This is a genomic window from Streptomyces sp. NBC_01260, assembly GCF_036226405.1.
Lineage (GTDB): Bacteria > Actinomycetota > Actinomycetes > Streptomycetales > Streptomycetaceae > Streptomyces > Streptomyces laculatispora.
The window spans coordinates 6,583,625-6,600,406 of the sequence record NZ_CP108464.1 but is presented as its reverse complement, the minus strand read 5'-3'; the positions used below and the strand labels follow the sequence as shown (position 1 = coordinate 6,600,406).

The window sequence follows — 16,782 nt, the reverse complement described above, 5'->3', positions numbered from 1 at the left end:
CACCGTACGACCCCCCACTGACAACGGGGCCGGGTCAGCGGTCGTGGTGCTCCACGGGGTCGCGCCGCTGCGAGTGGAAGGACGCCGGGTCGGCGTGCGTGCCGAACCGGGGTACCTGGCGCTGGGCGGGGATACCGAGGGCCCGTCCGGCCGCGGCGTCGTCCCAGTCCGGGGTCCCCATCACCACCAGCGGGTCGAACATCACGACGACCCCGGCGAGCAGCAGGAAGCAGGCCGGACCGATCAGCATGGGCACGAGGAGGCCGGTCGGGGCGTCGCCGGTGGTGGTGCCGGTGAGCGTGGCGGGGTGCAGGTGGACCCGGAGCGCCGCCATGCCCGTGTAGTGCATTCCGCTGACCGCGACGCCCATCACGACGGCGGCACCGAGGCTGGGCAGGAAGCCGTGGATCGAGACAGCGGCCCAGAGCGCGGCGGTCGAGGCCACCACGGCGATGACCACGGAGAGCGTCACGGTGATCGTGTCGTACTCGAACTGCCCATCAAGTCGCATACCTGTCATGCCGAGGTAATGCATGGTGGCCACGCCGAGTCCGGTGATCGTGCCGCCCGTCACCAGCGCCATCGGGGTGGCGCCCCGGTACCCGACAAGGAAGATCCCGACACCGACCATGACGATCGCGACGGCGAGGCTGGCGAACGTGACCGGCTTGTCGTAGCCGATCGGTACCTCCTCGACGGAGAAACCCGTCATCGCGATGAAGTGCATCGTCCAGATGCCCGAGCCTATGGAGGTCGCGCCGAGAGCCAGCCAGCCGGCTTTGAAGGAACGTTCCGTGCGCAGGGACCGAGTGGTGCAGCGCAGCCCCAGCGCGGCGCCGAGACAGGCCATGAGGAACGCCGCGACGGGGGTCACCGCCCCATAGCTGAAACCGTCGATTGTGCCCTGCATACACACGCCCTTCGCAGAAGCCCGGGTGCGGACGACCCTAAGGCGCGAGGCCCGGCAAACAAACAGAAGAACTGCATTTTATCGACAGCGGCACCGGCCCATGACGCGGTCCCCGGGGTGCGTTCACATGGCGGCCATCCCTCGCCTGTCCCTTGTTCGGCGGCGGCTGCGAGCCTCGGGCCGTCCGCAACTCTGACGCAAGGAGTCAACGTGTACGCAGGCACCGCAACTGCCTCCGTCGCTGCCGCCGCACTGCTGGGCGCCGGCACGTTCCTGATGTCGAACACCGGTGCACCGGTCACGGACACCACCGCGGCCGGGCACACCGTGACGGCGACCCGCTCCGTCACCGCCCGGCACACGACAGCGACCACCGGTACCGGAGTGGGGACGGCGAGCGGCCGCGCTCCGGCCCGTACCGGCGCCCCGCTCGTCATCTCCCACCGGGGCGCGTCGGCCTACGCTCCCGAGAACACCCTCGCGGCCGTGGACAAGGCCGCCGAACTCGGCTTCGACTGGGTGGAGAACGACATCCAGTTCACCAAGGACGGCGTCCTCGTCGTCATCCACGACACCGATCTGAAGCGGACCACCGATGCCGAGAAGGTCTTCCCGGGCCGCGCACCGTGGGCGGTCAAGGACTTCACGGCCGCCGAGATCGCCCGGCTGGACGCGGGCAGCTGGTTCGGGGCGCGGTACGCCGGTACCCGGGTACCCACCCTCCGGCAGTACCTGGACCGGATCGGGCATCACCACCAGAACCTGCTCATGGAGATCAAGAGCCCCGAGATCTACCCGGGAATCGAGCGGGCGGCCCTGCGGGCGCTGCGCCAGGAGGGGTGGCTCGACGACAGCCATGTCCGCGACCGCCTCGTGATCCAGAGCTTCGGCGCGGACAGCCTGCGCAAGGTGCACGAGCAGCGTCCGGACGTGATCACGGGCTTCCTGGGTGCCCCGGCCGTCGCCCAGCTGCCCTCGTACGCCGAGTTCACCGACCAGATCAACCCGGCGTACACCTCGGTCTCGGGCGAGTACGTGGCGGCGGTGCACGCGCTGAAGGGGCCGCACCACAAGAGGCTCCGGGTCAACACGTGGACGGTCAACGACGCGGCGCACGCGCTCCGGGTGACCGGCTACGGCGTGGACGGCATCATCACCAACGCGCCGGACGTGGTGCGGGCGGCCACCGGGGTGCGTGAGACCGCGGGCTGACCGCCCCGGGACCGCGGGCCGGCCGACCCCGGACCGCTGTCGTGGCCGGCCGCCGACCGTTGTCAGTGGCCGGCCGTACGGTGGTTGCCATGAACAGCAACGGGGTTGTCGAGTGGGCCGTCGTGGAGAGCGGCATCGGCCCGCTGCTGCTGGCCGCGACCGACGCCGGGCTGGTGAGCGTGGTCTTCCACGCGCGTCCGGCGGTACGGGACAGGGCACTGGCCCAGTTGCGCACCCGGCTCGGCGCGGAGCCGGTCGAATCACCGGGCTCCGCGCGGCTGGCCAAGCCGATACGCCAGTTCGCGGCGTACTTCGCGGGCACGCTGCGGGATTTCTCCCTCGATCTGGACTGGTCGCTGACGAGCGGTTTCAACCGCCAGGTGCTCCGTGAGCTGTCGGCGGGCGTGCCGTACGGCGCCGTCGCCGGTTACGGGGAGCTCGCCGAGCGGGTCGGGCAGCCCGGAGCGGCCCAGGCGGTCGGGGCGGCCATGGGGTCCAATCCGCTGCCGGTCGTGGTGCCCTGCCACCGGGTGGTGGAGCGCGACGGCGGGCTCGGCGGCTTCGGCGGCGGCCTGGAGACGAAACGGCGGCTGCTGGCGCTGGAGGGCGTGCTGCCCGAGCCGCTGTTCTGACCCCGGCCCGTGGTGCCGCCCCGGGCCGGCCGGAGCCCTCGTTCCGCACGTACGCACGAGCTGGCACACTTCCTCGGTGACCAACACCCGCGACGCATCCGACACCCCCGGCAGGCCACGAACCGCCGGGCGGGTCACGGCGGCCGACCTGCCCGCACTCCGGCGCAGAACGACCGCCGTCCTCATCGCCGGCCAGATACTCGGCGGCCTCGGCGTGCCCGTCGGCATCGCCCTGGCCCCCGTACTGGCGACACAGGTCAGCGGCTCCGAGGCGCTGTCGGGCCTCGCGCCCACCGCGTCGGTGACCGGCACGGCCCTGCTGTCGCTGCCGCTGGCCGCGCTGATGACCTCGCGCGGCCGCCGCCCCGGTCTCGTACTGGCGTATCTGATCGGCGCGCTCGGCGCCGGCCTCGTGGTGCTGGCCACCGCGGTGGAGAACTTCCCGCTGCTGCTCCTCGGCATGGCCGCGTTCGGCGCGGGCTCCTCCGCCAATCTGCAGGCGAGGTTCGCCGCGGCGGATCTGGCCGAGCCCGAGCGGCGCGGCCGGGCGATCTCGACGGTCATCTGGGCCACCACCATCGGCTCGGTGCTGGGGCCCAATATCGCGGCACCGGCGGGCCGGGTCTTCCGCGGCACCGCCGTGTCCGAGACGGCCGGGCCGTTCGTCTGGGCGGCCGGCATCTTCCTTCTGGCCGCGCTCGTGGTCGCGGCGCTGCTGCGGCCCGATCCGCTGCTCACGGCGCGCGCGCTGGCCCCGCAGGAGAGCGGGTCGGCCGGGAACCGTTCGCTGCGTGCGGGCATCGCGGCCGTGCGGGCGTCGCCGATGGCCCGGCTGGCGCTGGTGACCGTGACCGTCTCGCACACCGCGATGGTCTCGATCATGGTGATGACCCCGGTCGACCTCGGCCACCACGGCGCGGACCTCCAGCTGATCGGCCTGGTGATCAGCGGCCACATCGCGGGGATGTACGCGTTCTCGCCGGTGATGGGCTGGCTGTCGGACCGCTTCGGCCGGCTCACCGTCATCGGCCTGGCGGTCGGGCTGCTCTCCCTGGCCGCACTGCTGGCGGGGACCGCGGGCGCCGCTCACGGCAGGACCGCGGCCGGCCTGTTCGTGCTCGGGCTCGGCTGGTCCGCGGGACTGGTAGCCGGTTCGGCGCTGCTCACCGACTCCGTGCCGCAGCCCGCCCGCGCCGCCGTACAGGGTCTGTCGGACCTGACCATGAACGCGTCGGCGGGCATCGGCGGCGCGGTCGCCGGTGTCATCGTCTCCCGGGCGAGCTACGGCTGGCTGAACCTCACCGGCGCATGTCTGCTGCTGCCGATGGCCGCGCTGGCGCTGCGCCGGTCCCTCACCCGCCCCGCCGGGGCCTGAGCCCGGCGGGGCGGAAAGCGGGTTCAGGCGCCGAGGGCGTCAGAGGCTCCGGAGACTTCGGAGACCTCAGAGGCTGATGTGGTACGCCTTGCGCAGCGTCTCGTGCACGGTCCACGTCGTACGGTCACCCTCGCGCAGCACGCAGGCGTCGCCCGGTCCGATCTCCAGCGTCGCGCCGCCCTCGACCGCCACGGTGGCGCGCCCGCTGACGACCACGAACAGCTCGTTGGCCTCGGTGTCGGTGACCACGCCGGGCGTGATCTGCCAGATCCCGCGCAGCTGCTTGCCGTCGGCCGACTCCCACAGCACCTTGCCGGTGACCTGCGGATCGCCCGACACGACCTGTGCGGGATCGAGCGGTTCCGGTTCGAGTACGGCGTCCGGGATGTGCACGGCGAAAGAGGCGGGAGCTTGATCAATTGTGGTCATGAGCGGTCACTCTAGCGACCGGCCCGGAGTGTCCCGCAGGGCCCCGGGCCGGCGCGGAATTCGGGCACGGGCACGCACGGCGACGGGTCGGCCCGCGTGAGGACGGGGCGCTACCTCCGCGGGTCCGCGGCAGCGGAGTCGACCGCGGCGAGCCAGGCATCGGCGATCAGCCGGTGCCCGAGACGGCTCGGGTGGACGCCGTCCGGGGCCAGCGCCGCCGGCTCCCGGTCCTGTGCCGCGCGGATCATGACGAGGTCTGCGCGGACCACCTGGGCCCCGTTGTTCACGGCTGCCCGCAGAACGGCGTCGGTGCGGGGAGACAGGTCCTCGAACCAGCTCTCCTGGTCCGGCCCGACCGGGAGCAGGAACGGGGTGATGACGACCAGCCGTGCGGACAGCTCGCGCGCCGCGCCCGCGAGCAGCCGGTCGAGGCACTCCTCGAACACGTCGAGCGGGCTGGGCAGTCCCTGGTCGTAGCACCGCCAGGTGTCGTTGATGCCGATCTTGACAGTGACCACGGTGGGCCGGTGGTCGATGACATCGGTGGTCCAGCGGCTTTCGAGGTCGTACACACGATCGCCGTTGATCCCCCTGTTGATGACACGGGGTCCGGGTCCGTCGTCCGCCCGGTCGCGCAGGGTCTGCGCGATCTCGTGGACGTAACCCCCGCCGAGCGAAGCGGAATCCGCACGGTCGCGGCCCGCGTCGGTGATGGAGTCACCGATGAACACAAGCGTGTCGTCGTTCTTGATGCGCATGTATGCCGTCCTGATGTCGGGGCGATGGAGCATCCCTCGTGACCTGCGGGAGTACGGTCGACTACGTTCGGCCGGAGGGGGTCTGGCCTGCGAATCCCCTCAGTGTCGCGGCTTCCCTGTCCAGCACCGCGGAATCGTCGCCGGGCACGAACTCCAGGAGCGCCTCGACACCCCGGCCGTCCAGCAGGCCGAGGGCGGCCGTCCACAGGTCCGAACGGTCCGCCAGCGGCAGCCGGTTGTTGCCCGGCCACCACGAGAAGGCGTGCACGGCGCAGACCCGGTCGGCGAGCGACGCGAGTCCCGCCAGTGCCTCCTCGCCGGGCGTGTCGAGCGGCGGCTGCCAGTACGTGCGGACGTTGTCCGCGCCCACCTCGTCCAGCAGCCGAGCGGTCGAGGCGACGGTGTCGGTGAGCGTTCCCCCGTGGAACTCGGGTGCGAGCCCGAGTCCGTGGTCCGCAGCGATCCGCGCCGCCTCCCGCAGACAGCTCACGGTCTCGCGCCGCTCCTCGGGCCGGGCGGACCGCGATCCGGCCGCGCCCGCCCACACCCGTATCCGCGGCGCCCCGAGAAGCACCGCGGCGCGGGCGACGGCGGGGAATCCGGCCAGTTCGCCCGGGGTGGCGCGGAAGTACGAGCCGTACGAACAACAGGCCATCCCGTACCGGTCGGTGGCCTCACGGACCGCGCGGACGGTGTCGGGCTCCCCCGCGGGCGCGTGCACGTCCGCCCCCCACTCGATCACCTCCAGGCCAGCGTCCGCGGCGCGTCGCGCGACCTCGGCGGCCGGCAGCCGGCGGAACGTGACCGAGCACAGGCCCAGCCTGGCCCTTCCCGCTTCCGGCCCGGCCTGCGGGCGGAGCGGGGCGCGGCCCTGCGCACTCCGGCTGCTCTCCTCGGTCATGACACTGCCTTCCTGCGGTTGTCCGGTCTTTCAGGCGCTCTCGGGCGGTCCGCCCGGACGGGGCGGGCGGACCGGGCAGGCTGGGCGGTGCCCCGGCACCGTGGTCACTCAGGCGGCGTTCGGACCCACGTCCGCGGCCGTGAGGGGGTGCCGGAGCGCGGGCGCCGTCGAGTACTCGTCGGCACCGATGTCCCGTACGCTGCCGCGCTGGTCCCCGTCGATGTCATCGGCGACGGCGGCGCTGCCCAGTGTGGCGGCGCCGATCGCCGGGCTGCCCGACGACAGCCGCAGAACACCGTCCGTGCCCTGGCTGAGCAGCGGGTCGGCCCGGGTGAAGCCCCCGGAGGGGATGTTGCCGTTCGTGGCCGCACCCCACAACAGGTTGGTCTGCCAGGTGAAGCCGGAGGTGGCTCCCATCGCGACGAGGCTGCCCGAGTCGCCGACCAGCAGGTTGTCGGCGACGGTCACGTCCTGCGGCTCGTACGTCCGAGTCTCGCCCGAGAGCATGCCGGTGTTGTTGATCAGGGAGTTGTGCACGATCACCGCGCGGTCGCAGGCGTCGTTCCCCGTCCGCTCGTCCGGCGTCTCGCCGCTGTTGTGGTCACGGGTGGTGCCGCTGCCGATCACCAGGGCCCGGCCGGACAGCCCGCTCAGGTAGTTGTTGACGATTCTGTGGTCGTTGCCATAGATGCGCACCCCGTCAATGCCACCGATCAGGTGGTTGCCCTCCACCAGGGAACGGTTGCCGTGGCGCAGCACGATGCCGCCCCGGCTGTTCCGGATGGTGTTGTACCGGATGGTGTTCTTCGACGACTTCACCGAGATGGCCTCGGGGTCGCCGTTGCAGCGCTCGAACAGGTTGTACTCGACGATCGCGTTGGCCTCGGACAGTGCCCGGCCGCTGACGCCGAGGCGGATGGGCTCGCCTCCGTTGGCCCCGGTGAAGCTGTGATCGGAGAAGTGGTTCCGGAAGATGTGAAGGTTCTGGGCCATGGCGGTCTTGCCCGTGCCATCGACGACGATGAAGATGCCCGCGGTGGTCTTGTCGTGGAAGTGGTTCCGGTCGATCTTCGAGTCATCCGCGCGCACGACGAGCCAGTACGGATCGCCGGCGTCCGCGAGCTGGAAGTCGTTGCGGGTCAGCCGGATCGCCGAGCAGTCCGCCGGGATCTCCATCGTGGTGCTCTGCCGGAAGGAGAAGCCGCTGATGGTGATGTTGCTCGAATTACTGAGCACGAAGCCGCGTTCGCCGCGCAGCACGGCGCCGCCGCGGGTCTTCGAGACGATGGTGATCTGCGCCGCGGTGCCGTTCTTGCCGGAGATGTTGATCGCACTCCCCGACGGAACCGTGTAGGTGCCGTCGGCGACGACGATGCGGTCACCGGGCGCGGCGCCGTTGATCGCGCTCTGGAGCTGGGCCAGGGAGGCGACCGGGATGTCGGCCGCCGATGCGCTCCCCGACAGCGAGGTGGTGAGCGGTACGGCGGCGAGGGCGGCCACCGCGGTGCTTCTGAGAAACGTGCGTCGTTGCATGGTGCCTCCTGCGTCGAAGCGGATGGGTGCGCTCAGCCGGCGTGGGGACCGACGTCGGCCGGGGTCAGGGGTCCGCGCCTCGGTGGCCGGCGGGAGTGCTCGTCCGCGCCCACGTCCCGGGCCCGGCCGCGCGGCTGCCCGTCGATGTCATGGGTGACGGGCGGCCAGCGGAGTGTGCCCGCGTCGATCGCCGGGCTGTCGGCGGCCGGCCGCGCGATGCCGTGCGGGTCCTTCACCAGCCTCGGGTCGACACGGGTGCCGCCACCGGCGGGAATGTTGCCGTCGGCGGCGGCGCCCCACAGGAGGTTGCCCGACCAGGTGAAGCGCACGGTGTTCGCCATCTCGACGAGTCGGCCCGTGTCCGCGACGAACAGGTTGTCGGCGACGGTGACGTCCCGCGGCTCGTGCGGGCGCTGACTCTCGCCGGACAGCGTGCCGTTGTTGTCGACCAGGGTGTTGTACGCGACGAGGATCCGGTCGGGGGCGTCGTTGCCGCGGCGCGCCTCGGGCGTCTCGCCGGGCAGGTGGTCGCGCTCGGAACCGCTGCCGATCACCAGGGCGCGCCCTGACAGGCCGGCGAGGTAGTTGTTGACGATCACATGGTCGTTGCCGTAGATCCGCACACCTTCCTGGCCGTCGACGAGGTGGTTGCCCTCCACCCGGTTGCGGTTGCCGTGCCGCAGGACGATGCCGCCCAGGCTGTCGCGGATGGTGTTGTACCGGATGGTGTTGTCCGAGCTCTTCACCGAGATCGCCTCGGGGTCCCCGTCGGCGCGCTCGAACAGGTTGTACTCCACGACCGCGTGGGCGGCGGACAGCGCCCGGGGGCTGACGCCGAGCCGGATCGGCTCGCCGCCGTTGGAGCCGGCGAAGGTGTGGTCGGAGAAGTAGTTGCGGTACACGTGGACGCGCTGGGCCATCTCGTCCGTGCCCGCGCCCTCGATGCCGAGGTAGATGCCGAGCGTGCTCTTGCCGTGGAAGTGGTTGTGGTCGACCGTGCTGTCGTCCGCGCGCACCATCACCCAGTGCAGGCCCTCGATGTCGGCCAGCTGGAAGTCGTTGCGGGTGAGCCTGATGTGCGAGCAGTCCGGGGGGATGTCCAGGGTGCTGCTCTGGCGGAAGGAGAAGCCGCTGAGGGTGATGTGGCTGGACGCCTCGAAGACGAAGCTGTGCTCGCCCTCCAGGACGACGCCGCCCCGGGTCCGGGCGACGATCGTCACGGGTGCGCGCTCGGTGCCCCGCTTGTTCCGGATGGTGAGGGGGCTGTCCGGCGGGACGGTGTAGGTCCCGTCGGCCACGACGATCCGGTCACCGGGTCGCGCCCGGTCGATCGCCGCCTGGAGTTCGGCCGGCGTGCGGACGGTCGCCGGGGCCGTTGTCGCGCTTGCGGTCAGCGGTCCGCCGACGGGGGCGGCGGCCAGCGCCACCCCTGCTGCGGTGCTCATGAGGAACGTGCGGCGTTGCATGGTGCCTCCGTGAGTGCGGTGGACGGAACCTGTTCCGGCTTCGGGTCAGCCGTCGGCCGGGTCGGCCGTGGTGTCCAGGAACAGTTCGATGACGGGGACGGCGGTGTCGGGGCGGCGGACCGGGATCTGGAGCGTGAGCGTTCCGGCGGGCTGTCCGCCCATCTCGGTGTTGACCGCGGGCCGGTCCGGGTCGATGTGGACCGGGATGATCTCGGACGCGTCGTTCAGCAGTTGGGCGTAGCGCACCCGGCCGGCGAGACCCGGCAGGTGCAGGTGGCGCAACGGCCAGGCGAACAGGTGGACGTAGAGCCGGTCGCCGCGCTGGGTGTAGCGGCATTCGGCCGGGGCGGTGTACGGCGACGGGCCGCAGCCGCGGATCGCCCGCTCGTGCAGCTCCGTCCACCGGCCGATCTCGCCGAGGATCGCGCAATCGCGCGGGTCGAGATCGCCGCGGCCGGTGGGGCCCACGTTGAGCAGCAGGTTGCCGCCCTTGGACACTCCGTCGACGAGCATGCGGATCAGCAGGTCGGCGCTCTTGTGGTCGAGGTTGTCGCGGTCGTAGCCCCAGCTCCCGTTGAGCGTCTGGCAGGCCTCCCAGAGCACGGGGCGCCCGTTCTCGGTCATCGGGCCGGAGGGCTGGTACTGCTCGGGGGTGACGAAGTCCCCGGGAAGGCCGGTCCGGTCGTTGACGAGGACGTGCGGCTGGAGTTCCCGGATCATCTCCAGGAGCTTCGGGGAATCCCAGTCGTCGGGCCCCTTGCCACCCCACCAGGTGCGCCCGGCGTACGAGAAGTCGAAGAACAGGTAGTCGACGCGCCCGAACGACGTGAGCAGTTCACGCACCTGACCGTGCAGATAGCGCTGGTAGTCGCGGATGTCCCGGTCGGCGTTGGCGGCCTTGAACTCCTCGTCGTCGCGCTGCGGGTGGGTGCCGTCCACGGGGAAGGACGGGTGGTGCCAGTCGATCAGCGAGTAGTAGAGGCCGACCTTGAGCCCTTCGGCGCGGCACGCCTCGACGAACGGGCCGACGAGGTCGCGGCCGTGCGGGGTGTTGGTGACCTTGTACTCGGTGAGGGCGCTGTCCCACAGGCAGAAGCCGTCGTGGTGCTTGGCGGTCAGGACGACGTACCGCATACCCGCCGCCCTGGCCGCCCTGGCCCACTGGACCGGGTCGTAGCGGTCGGGGTCGAAGTGGTCGAAGTAGACCTGGTACTGCTCGTCGGTCAGCTCCTCCCGGTTCTTGACCCACTCGTGCCGCGCGGCGAGGGAGTACAGGCCCCAGTGGACGAACATGCCGAACCGGGCGGTGGTGAACCAGGTCGTCTCCGGGGTTCCTTCGGGAGCACGGTCCTCGGACGGGTACGCCTGCGGGGTGTCGGCGCTCGGGGTCATGCGGAATCGCTCCTTCTCGTCGGCGGCGGGGGGTGTCGGAGGTGCGTCGGGGCTGTTCGTAGGGGGACGGCGGCCGACGGGCGGGTGCGTCACGGTGCCGTACGCGGGGCGGGGGCAGGGCGCGGGCTGCGGGGTCAGCCCTTGAGCGCGCCGGAGGACAGACCGCTGACGAAGGACCGCTGGAAGAACAGGAAGACGATCACGGAGGGCAGCAGGGCCAGCAGGGAGGCGGCCATCACCACTCCGGGGGTGACGGAGGGGTCGATCCGCAGGGTCCGCAGCGCCAGCGGGAGCGTGTACGAGGAGGAGTTGGTGGAGACGAGGAGGGGCAGCAGGTACTGGTCCCAGATCATGGTGAAGCCGAAGACCCCGATGACACCGAGGGCGGGCTTGCACATCGGCAGGATGATCTGGGCGAAGATCCGCAGATCTCCGGCGCCGTCGATGCGGGCGGCCTCCTCCAGTTCGCGGGGCACGTCCTTCATGAACTCGGTCATCACCAGGATGGAGAATCCCCAGGCGCCCAGCGGAACGATCATTCCGGCCAGGGTGCCGATGAGGTTGAAGTGGACGACCGGCAGATCGGCGAGGATCAGGGACAGCGGGAGGGCCAGGATCTCCTCGGGCAGCATCAGCGTCGCCAGGACGGCGACGAGCACCAGCGTCATCCCGGGGAAGACCTTCCTGGCCAGCGCGTACCCGGCCAGGACGGAGACGGCCACCTGGAGCAGCAGCCCGCCGCCGACCACGAAGAACGAGTTCAGCAGGTACGTGAGCACCCCCTGGTCGAAGGCGATCCTGAAGTTGTCCAGCGTGATGCCCGAGGGGATGACGCTCAGCTGGGTCGGGTCCTTGACGTGGCCGAAGGCGCTGACGAGCAGGGCCAGCAGGGGCCCCGCGAAGACGATCAGGACCAGCAGGTAGACGACGGCCCGCAGAATCCGTCCGCCGGCACTCCGGCTCTCGGTCAGGCCCAGCGCGGTCTCGGTCTGCGCACTCACTTGCTTTCCCTCCGCCGCAGCAGTTGGACGACGACGGTCAGGAGCAGCGTCGCGACGAACAGCAGGACCGCTCCCGCCGCTCCGACACCGAGCCGGTTCTGTTCAAGCCCGAGCTTGTAGATGAGGGTCATGACGACCTCGGTGGAACCGTCGGGTCCACCGTTGGTGAGCAGGAACACCTCGGTGAACACCCGTAGTCCGCGGATCGCGGCGAGGATGAACAGGATCGAGAACACCGACCGCAGTCCGGGCACGGTCACGTGCCAGACCCGCTGCCGCCTCGACGCGCCGTCGACCTTGGCGGCCTCGTACAGACCGCGGTCCACGCTCGTCAGACCGGCGAGGATGATCATCATGTCGTAGGGGGCGCCCCGCCAGATGCCGGTGAGCATGATGGAGGCCATCGACGTGTCGGGGTCGTTGATGAACCCCGACGGGCCCATCCCCACCAGGCCGAGGAGGGAGTTGAGCATGCCGTCCCCGGTCGGGTGGTACATGATCCGCCACAGTTCGGCGACGACCGCGATCGGCACCACCACCGGGAGGAACGCCGCGGAGCGCACGAACTTCAGCCGGCGGCTCTGCCCTTCCATCAGCAGGGCGAGGGCGAGGCCGAGTGCCATCGAGCCGGCCGTCTGCCCGGCGGCGAGGACGACCGTGTGCCACGCGGCCTCGCGGAATCCGTGGGACTGCAGAACCGTGGCGTAGTTCTCGGTGCCGACCCACTTGTTCCCCAGGTAGGGCTGAACCTCCTGGAAGGACATGGTCAGCGCGTTGGCCATGGGGATGAACTTGAAGTACAGGAAAAGAAGCAGAGCGGGGGCGAGGAACAGCCAGGGCGTCCACCACCGGCCCGATCTGCGGCTGCGCCCCAGGAGGCCGGTGGCCCCGCCGTCCCGGCGCCCCGCTTTCCGGGGGGCGGGCCCGGCTGACGGAGGGGCGGCCGGTTCCGCCTGGTCGAGACTCATGACGCGGCGATCCCCTGCTCCTTGAGGATGTCGGCGAGCTGCTTGTCGAGCTCACCCAGCTTGGCCTCGGTGTCGAGACCGCAGTCCGCCATGAGCGCGTTCACGGTGTCCGCCGTCGCCTGCCGCACCGGGGTCCAGTTCGGGATGGACGGCGCGTACCGGCCGGAATCCTGGTACGCCTGGGCGTAGGTCTTCCAGCGCGGGTCGGGACGCACCTGGGAGATGTCCACGGTCTTGTTGACGGGAAGCTGCACGATGTAGCCGGTGTCGCCCGCCATCGCCGTCTTCTGGCCCTCGGCGGAGACGGCGAAGCCGGCGAAGGCGTCCTGGCCGGCCCGGTTTTCGGAGCCGGCCATCAGATAGACGGAGCCGCCCTCGGCGAGAACGGTGGCGTCCTTGGGGCCCTTGGGCATCGGCACGACCTCGTACTTGTCCTTGCCGAGGGTCTCGTCGAAGCGGGGCAGCAGGTACGGGCCGACGACGAACATGCCGGTCCGGCCCGCCTCGAACGTCTCGTTCGTCGGCGGGGTGTCCATGGTGACGGCGCCGGGCTGGATGGCCTTGGCCTTGCAGCCCAGGTCGCGGAACCACTGCATGGCCTCGACCGATGCCTTCGTGGTCACCGCCGGCTTGTACGTGCCCTTACCGGCCTCGGTAATGAAGTCGCCGCCCGCGGCCCAGAGGAAGTTGGAGAAGTACCAGGAGGCGTAGCCGCGCTTGGTGGACAGCGGGGCGGCGAGACCGGCGGTGTTCTTCTTGCCGTCGCCGTCGGGGTCCTGGGTGGTGAAGGCCTTGGCCATCGCGGCGAAGTCGTCCCAGTTCTGCGGGACGTCGAGCTTGAGCTTCTGCCGCCAGTCCTTGCGGATGAGCAGCGCGGACGCCTGCGCCGAGTACGGCAGTCCGTACTGCTTGCCGTCCACGGTCTTCCCGGAGTCCAGCCCCTGGCCGATGATCTGCTCGCTGTCCTTGATCTTGTCCAGGTCGATCTCCCGGAGCAGACCCTGGCTGTGCATGGCCCCGAGCTGTGTCACGTCGTTCATGACGATGTCGGGGAGATTCTTCTGGGCGGCCCGCTGCTGCAGCTTGGTCTCGAAGTCGTCGAAGATGGCCGTGACCTCGACCTTGTAGCCCGTGGCCTTCTCGAAGGCGGTGGCGAGCTTGAGCGCGCCCTGCTCCCCCGGTCCGCCCGGTGTCGTCCTGGTCCAGAGCTCCAGAGGCGCCTTGGGGTTCTGCTTGGCATCCACTCCCGCAGGCCCGGATGAACAGCTGGTGAGGACCAGTGTCGAGGCGAGGACACCCGCACCGATCCAACGCGATCTCTGCATCACAACTCCCGTTTTCGACGCGTCACAGTTGGCCTGGAAAGCGCTTTCTGGGACGGTAACGGGGTCGGAATCAGTGGTCAATAGTCCGATGAATACAAAAAGTTTCCACCGGCTGGCACGGCCCCCGCCGGACACCCTCCCGGGCACGCCCCCGGCAACCCGGAACGCGCGAGGGCGCTATCGCCGCCAGATATCGCCTGATAGCAGGCCAGTTCAACCATCCATGCCAACAACCACTCCGATCCGGCACGGTACGGACCGCGACAACAACCACCCGAACAGCGAGGACTGGACATCCGAGCCGCACGCGAGGACATTCCAGTGATCCGATGTATCGTCCCTGCAAGCCATCCAGCCTGAGAAGTACACAGGCCACACCAATCCACGACATTCAGTCAGACACTTGCCCACAGACCCGAGCAGGGACCGACGGCCGCCCGGCTGCCGGTCCAGCACCGGACGGGCCGAGGAGACAGACCCGACATGAGCGAACCGGCCACCGCACCGACAGCCCTGCTGGTCATGGAGGAAGAACGCCGGGCGGACGTCTACCCGCCCGAGGTGCTGGCCGGGATCGGCCGGCTCGTGCACTGGCAGAGACCGCCCCTCACCAAGCAGGAGCTCGACGAGAACCCCGAGGTGCTGAGGAACGTCGACATCCTGCTCACGGGCTGGGGTGCGCCCGTCCTCGATACCGCCTTCCTGTCGCACGCCGCCGGGCTGCGGGCGGTTCTCGTCGCGGCAGGGTCCGTCCGGCACCTGACCACGCCCGCCTTCTGGGAGCGCGGCATCCCGATCGTCTCCGCCGCCGCGGCCAATGCCGTCCCGGTCGCGGAGTTCACCCTCGCCCAGGTCCTCCTCGGACTGAAGCAGGCACACCGCATCACGCGGGAGGTCGCGAGCAGCCGCCGCTTCCCGCACAATCCCGACGTCCCGGGCGCCTACCGGTCACGGGTGGGCCTGTTGGGACTCGGGCACATCGGCCGGCTCGTCGCCGGCCACCTCACCCGCTTCGACGTCGAGATCCTCGCCACCGATCCCGTCGCTTCCCCGGATGCCGCCCGGCAGGCGGGCGTCCGGCTGGTCCCCGTCGAGGAACTCTTCGCCACCTGTCATGTCGTCAGCCTCCACGCACCGCTCCTGCCCGAGACCCGCGGCACGATCGGGGCACCGCTGCTGAACTCCCTGGGGCCCGGCGCGACGCTGATCAACACCGCGCGGGGCGCGCTGATCGACGAGACGGCCGCCGCTCAGGTCCTGCGTGCCAGGCCCGACCTCACCGCCGTGCTCGACGTAACGCATCCCGAGCCCCCGGCCCATGATTCGCCACTCTTCACCCTTCCCAACGTTGTTCTGACGCCGCACCTCGGCGGCGCCCTGGGCGCCGAACGCCACCGTCTCGGACAGCTCGTGCTCGACGAACTGCGCCGGTTCACACAGGACCTGCCGCTCCGGCATGCCATCGACCCCGCCCGGGCCGCTTCTCTGGCCTGACGCCGCCCAGGCACTGCCGCCAAGGCTCCCTTCCCCGGGGGACGTCCGGTCGTGACGTCACGCGAGGCGGCCATGCTGTACCGAATGCCCGGGACCGGGCAAGCCCGATCGGCACCCAATTCCGCAAGCCCGCAGCCCAGGGACGCCACGTCAGCGAAACGTTAGTGAAACGTGAGTGAGACGTAAGCGGGAGGAGTGATAGTTCGGGGCAGGCAACGGCCCAAGGGCTGTCCCGCACTGTCGTTCCGCATGTTCATTCGGCCCGGCCGCCGCGTGAGCAAAGGAGCAGGCCGTGAACCCGAAAGGGCTCAAGGCCGAATTCCTCAAGGCCCATTGGTACTTTCACACGCGCCGACGGACCCACCGGGGATGTGCGCGCACGGCCGATCATCGCGTTGCACGGCAATGTCACAGCGAATTGCGGGCCTCGGCCTTTCGGGACGGCGTCGGCAAGGGGCCTGATACAGCCGGGGCGGAACTCATATGCCCGTGTCGGCATGGCGGGCAGGTCGTTCTCGGCACATCCCTCGGCACGAATCACCCAAGGCTGTCCCGCAATCCCTGGCGGGCTGCGCGTCATCGGGGTCGAGGTTCCGCTCGTCCCGACCTGCGGACTCCGCAGCGTTCACCCGTGCGCCCTTACGCCCTTACGCCCTTACGCCCTTACGCCCTTACGCCCTTACGCCTCAGAGCTACCCGTCCCGCCGCAGCCCCGTCCAGGCGGGATGGCGCGGGTCGTCGGCCCGGACGACCGCGTCCGCGCTCCCGGCGGGCGCCACCTCGTCCTCGTACCGCGCGAAGGCGGGCAGTGTCCACCGCTCGTCCTCCTCGGTGCGCCGCCGCAGCGCACCCGGCGACAGCCGCAGGTGGACGCTCAGGTCGAACGGGAACCAGTGCCCCAGCAGCAACGGCCCGTGCACCACCAGCACCCCGCCCTCCGGCAGGAGCCGGTACGGGCTCCTGGTGGCCCGGTCCGTCGCCGGGTCCCAGAGATCGGGCAGCACCCGCCCGCTGCCGCCCGCCTCCAGCGGCCCGAACACCTCACGCCACAGCGCCCCGGTGTCGAACCAGCTGCCGTAGTACGAGTCGGGGTCCCGCTTGCCGTACTCGTACCGCAGGCTGGCGGGCCGCAGGAATCCCGCCGTGGACACGGGGAGCACGGCCCGGCCGCGGAGCCGCAGCGCCTGTGCGACCGACTCGGCCAGCTCGCCGGTCCGGGCGGCCGGAGCCCCGTCGACGGCAACCTTGAGCCAGGGCCCGCCGTCGGACGGTTTCAGCGCGTCGGCGTGCGAGGCAAGGGCGTCCGCCAGCCGTTCCCAGGTGATCGCTTCATATCGCACGCATCCATCATCGCCCCGTCGCGGCGGGGCTGTCCGCATCACCCGG

Annotated in this window: 15 protein-coding genes; 4 read left to right on the top strand and 11 right to left on the bottom strand. The window is 70.6% G+C overall.

The genetic code is table 11. The features are described 5' to 3' along the window. Positions 1-34: 34 nt before the first annotated feature. Entirely contained in the window at positions 35-910 is an 876-nt protein-coding gene (locus OG322_RS29405) for an MHYT domain-containing protein (protein WP_123469315.1), read from the bottom strand. Positions 911-1,120: 210 nt separating this feature from the next. Here OG322_RS29405 and OG322_RS29400 point away from each other — a divergent pair, with 210 nt between their 5' ends. From OG322_RS29400 to OG322_RS29390, 3 genes are all read left to right on the top strand, one after another. Next, positions 1,121-2,122: a glycerophosphodiester phosphodiesterase gene (locus tag OG322_RS29400; protein WP_329307213.1), complete on the top strand. Its 1,002-nt coding sequence runs from the start codon at positions 1,121-1,123 to the stop codon at positions 2,120-2,122. An 89-nt stretch (positions 2,123-2,211) separates the two neighbouring features. Next, complete coding sequence (locus OG322_RS29395; protein ID WP_124283800.1) at positions 2,212-2,754, top strand: methylated-DNA--[protein]-cysteine S-methyltransferase; 543 nt, start codon at positions 2,212-2,214, stop codon at positions 2,752-2,754. 76 nt (positions 2,755-2,830) lie between these two features. Beyond that, positions 2,831-4,129 (top strand): MFS transporter, encoded by a 1,299-nt coding sequence (locus tag OG322_RS29390; RefSeq protein ID WP_123469319.1) that lies wholly within the window; start codon positions 2,831-2,833, stop codon positions 4,127-4,129. A 66-nt stretch (positions 4,130-4,195) separates the two neighbouring features. Here OG322_RS29390 and OG322_RS29385 read toward each other — a convergent pair whose 3' ends face one another. The 9 genes from OG322_RS29385 to OG322_RS29345 all read right to left on the bottom strand — a co-directional run bounded on the left by OG322_RS29385 (position 4,196) and on the right by OG322_RS29345 (position 13,902). Next, complete coding sequence (locus tag OG322_RS29385) at positions 4,196-4,558, bottom strand: cupin domain-containing protein (protein ID WP_123469321.1); 363 nt, start codon at positions 4,556-4,558, stop codon at positions 4,196-4,198. A 110-nt stretch (positions 4,559-4,668) separates the two neighbouring features. Then, positions 4,669-5,316, bottom strand: coding sequence for an SGNH/GDSL hydrolase family protein (locus OG322_RS29380; RefSeq protein ID WP_123469323.1), 648 nt, complete (start codon positions 5,314-5,316; stop codon positions 4,669-4,671). 61 nt (positions 5,317-5,377) lie between these two features. Then, complete coding sequence (locus tag OG322_RS29375) at positions 5,378-6,217, bottom strand: sugar phosphate isomerase/epimerase family protein (protein WP_123469325.1); 840 nt, start codon at positions 6,215-6,217, stop codon at positions 5,378-5,380. Positions 6,218-6,325: 108 nt separating this feature from the next. Next, positions 6,326-7,750, bottom strand: a complete 1,425-nt coding sequence (locus OG322_RS29370; protein WP_123469327.1) for a polysaccharide lyase 6 family protein — start codon at positions 7,748-7,750, stop codon at positions 6,326-6,328. Positions 7,751-7,782: 32 nt separating this feature from the next. Next, a complete protein-coding gene (locus OG322_RS29365; protein ID WP_123469329.1) occupies positions 7,783-9,216 on the bottom strand; it encodes a polysaccharide lyase 6 family protein in 1,434 nt (477 codons plus the stop codon). Between the two features lie 45 nt (positions 9,217-9,261). Then, complete coding sequence (locus tag OG322_RS29360) at positions 9,262-10,608, bottom strand: alpha-L-fucosidase (RefSeq protein ID WP_123469331.1); 1,347 nt, start codon at positions 10,606-10,608, stop codon at positions 9,262-9,264. Between the two features lie 134 nt (positions 10,609-10,742). After that, entirely contained in the window at positions 10,743-11,609 is an 867-nt protein-coding gene (locus OG322_RS29355; protein WP_123469333.1) for a carbohydrate ABC transporter permease, read from the bottom strand. Continuing rightward, positions 11,606-12,577 carry a carbohydrate ABC transporter permease gene (locus OG322_RS29350; protein WP_123469335.1) on the bottom strand — a complete coding sequence of 324 codons (972 nt, stop codon included), beginning with the start codon at positions 12,575-12,577 and terminating at the stop codon, positions 11,606-11,608. The genes OG322_RS29355 and OG322_RS29350 overlap by 4 nt, the downstream gene beginning before the upstream one ends. After that, a complete protein-coding gene (locus OG322_RS29345; RefSeq protein WP_123469337.1) occupies positions 12,574-13,902 on the bottom strand; it encodes a sugar ABC transporter substrate-binding protein in 1,329 nt (442 codons plus the stop codon). Before OG322_RS29345 ends, OG322_RS29350 begins: the two co-directional genes overlap by 4 nt. Positions 13,903-14,385: 483 nt before the next feature. Between OG322_RS29345 and OG322_RS29340 the strand changes: the two genes are divergently transcribed. Then, positions 14,386-15,396 carry a hydroxyacid dehydrogenase gene (locus OG322_RS29340; protein WP_123469339.1) on the top strand — a complete coding sequence of 337 codons (1,011 nt, stop codon included), beginning with the start codon at positions 14,386-14,388 and terminating at the stop codon, positions 15,394-15,396. A 692-nt stretch (positions 15,397-16,088) separates the two neighbouring features. Here the strand turns inward: OG322_RS29340 and OG322_RS29335 are convergent. Further along, complete coding sequence (locus tag OG322_RS29335) at positions 16,089-16,736, bottom strand: uridine kinase (protein ID WP_123469341.1); 648 nt, start codon at positions 16,734-16,736, stop codon at positions 16,089-16,091. Positions 16,737-16,782: the final 46 nt, after the last annotated feature.

Coding starts and splice junctions, on each gene's coding strand:
- OG322_RS29350 (WP_123469335.1), bottom strand. CDS start 12,577: ATGAGTCTCGACCAGGCGGAACCGGCCGCCCCTCCGTCAGCCGGGCCC.
- OG322_RS29375 (WP_123469325.1), bottom strand. CDS start 6,217: ATGACCGAGGAGAGCAGCCGGAGTGCGCAGGGCCGCGCCCCGCTCCGC.
- OG322_RS29370 (WP_123469327.1), bottom strand. CDS start 7,750: ATGCAACGACGCACGTTTCTCAGAAGCACCGCGGTGGCCGCCCTCGCC.
- OG322_RS29395 (WP_124283800.1), top strand. CDS start 2,212: ATGAACAGCAACGGGGTTGTCGAGTGGGCCGTCGTGGAGAGCGGCATC.
- OG322_RS29365 (WP_123469329.1), bottom strand. CDS start 9,216: ATGCAACGCCGCACGTTCCTCATGAGCACCGCAGCAGGGGTGGCGCTG.
- OG322_RS29385 (WP_123469321.1), bottom strand. CDS start 4,558: ATGACCACAATTGATCAAGCTCCCGCCTCTTTCGCCGTGCACATCCCG.
- OG322_RS29380 (WP_123469323.1), bottom strand. CDS start 5,316: ATGCGCATCAAGAACGACGACACGCTTGTGTTCATCGGTGACTCCATC.
- OG322_RS29345 (WP_123469337.1), bottom strand. CDS start 13,902: ATGCAGAGATCGCGTTGGATCGGTGCGGGTGTCCTCGCCTCGACACTG.
- OG322_RS29360 (WP_123469331.1), bottom strand. CDS start 10,608: ATGACCCCGAGCGCCGACACCCCGCAGGCGTACCCGTCCGAGGACCGT.
- OG322_RS29405 (WP_123469315.1), bottom strand. CDS start 910: ATGCAGGGCACAATCGACGGTTTCAGCTATGGGGCGGTGACCCCCGTC.
- OG322_RS29340 (WP_123469339.1), top strand. CDS start 14,386: ATGAGCGAACCGGCCACCGCACCGACAGCCCTGCTGGTCATGGAGGAA.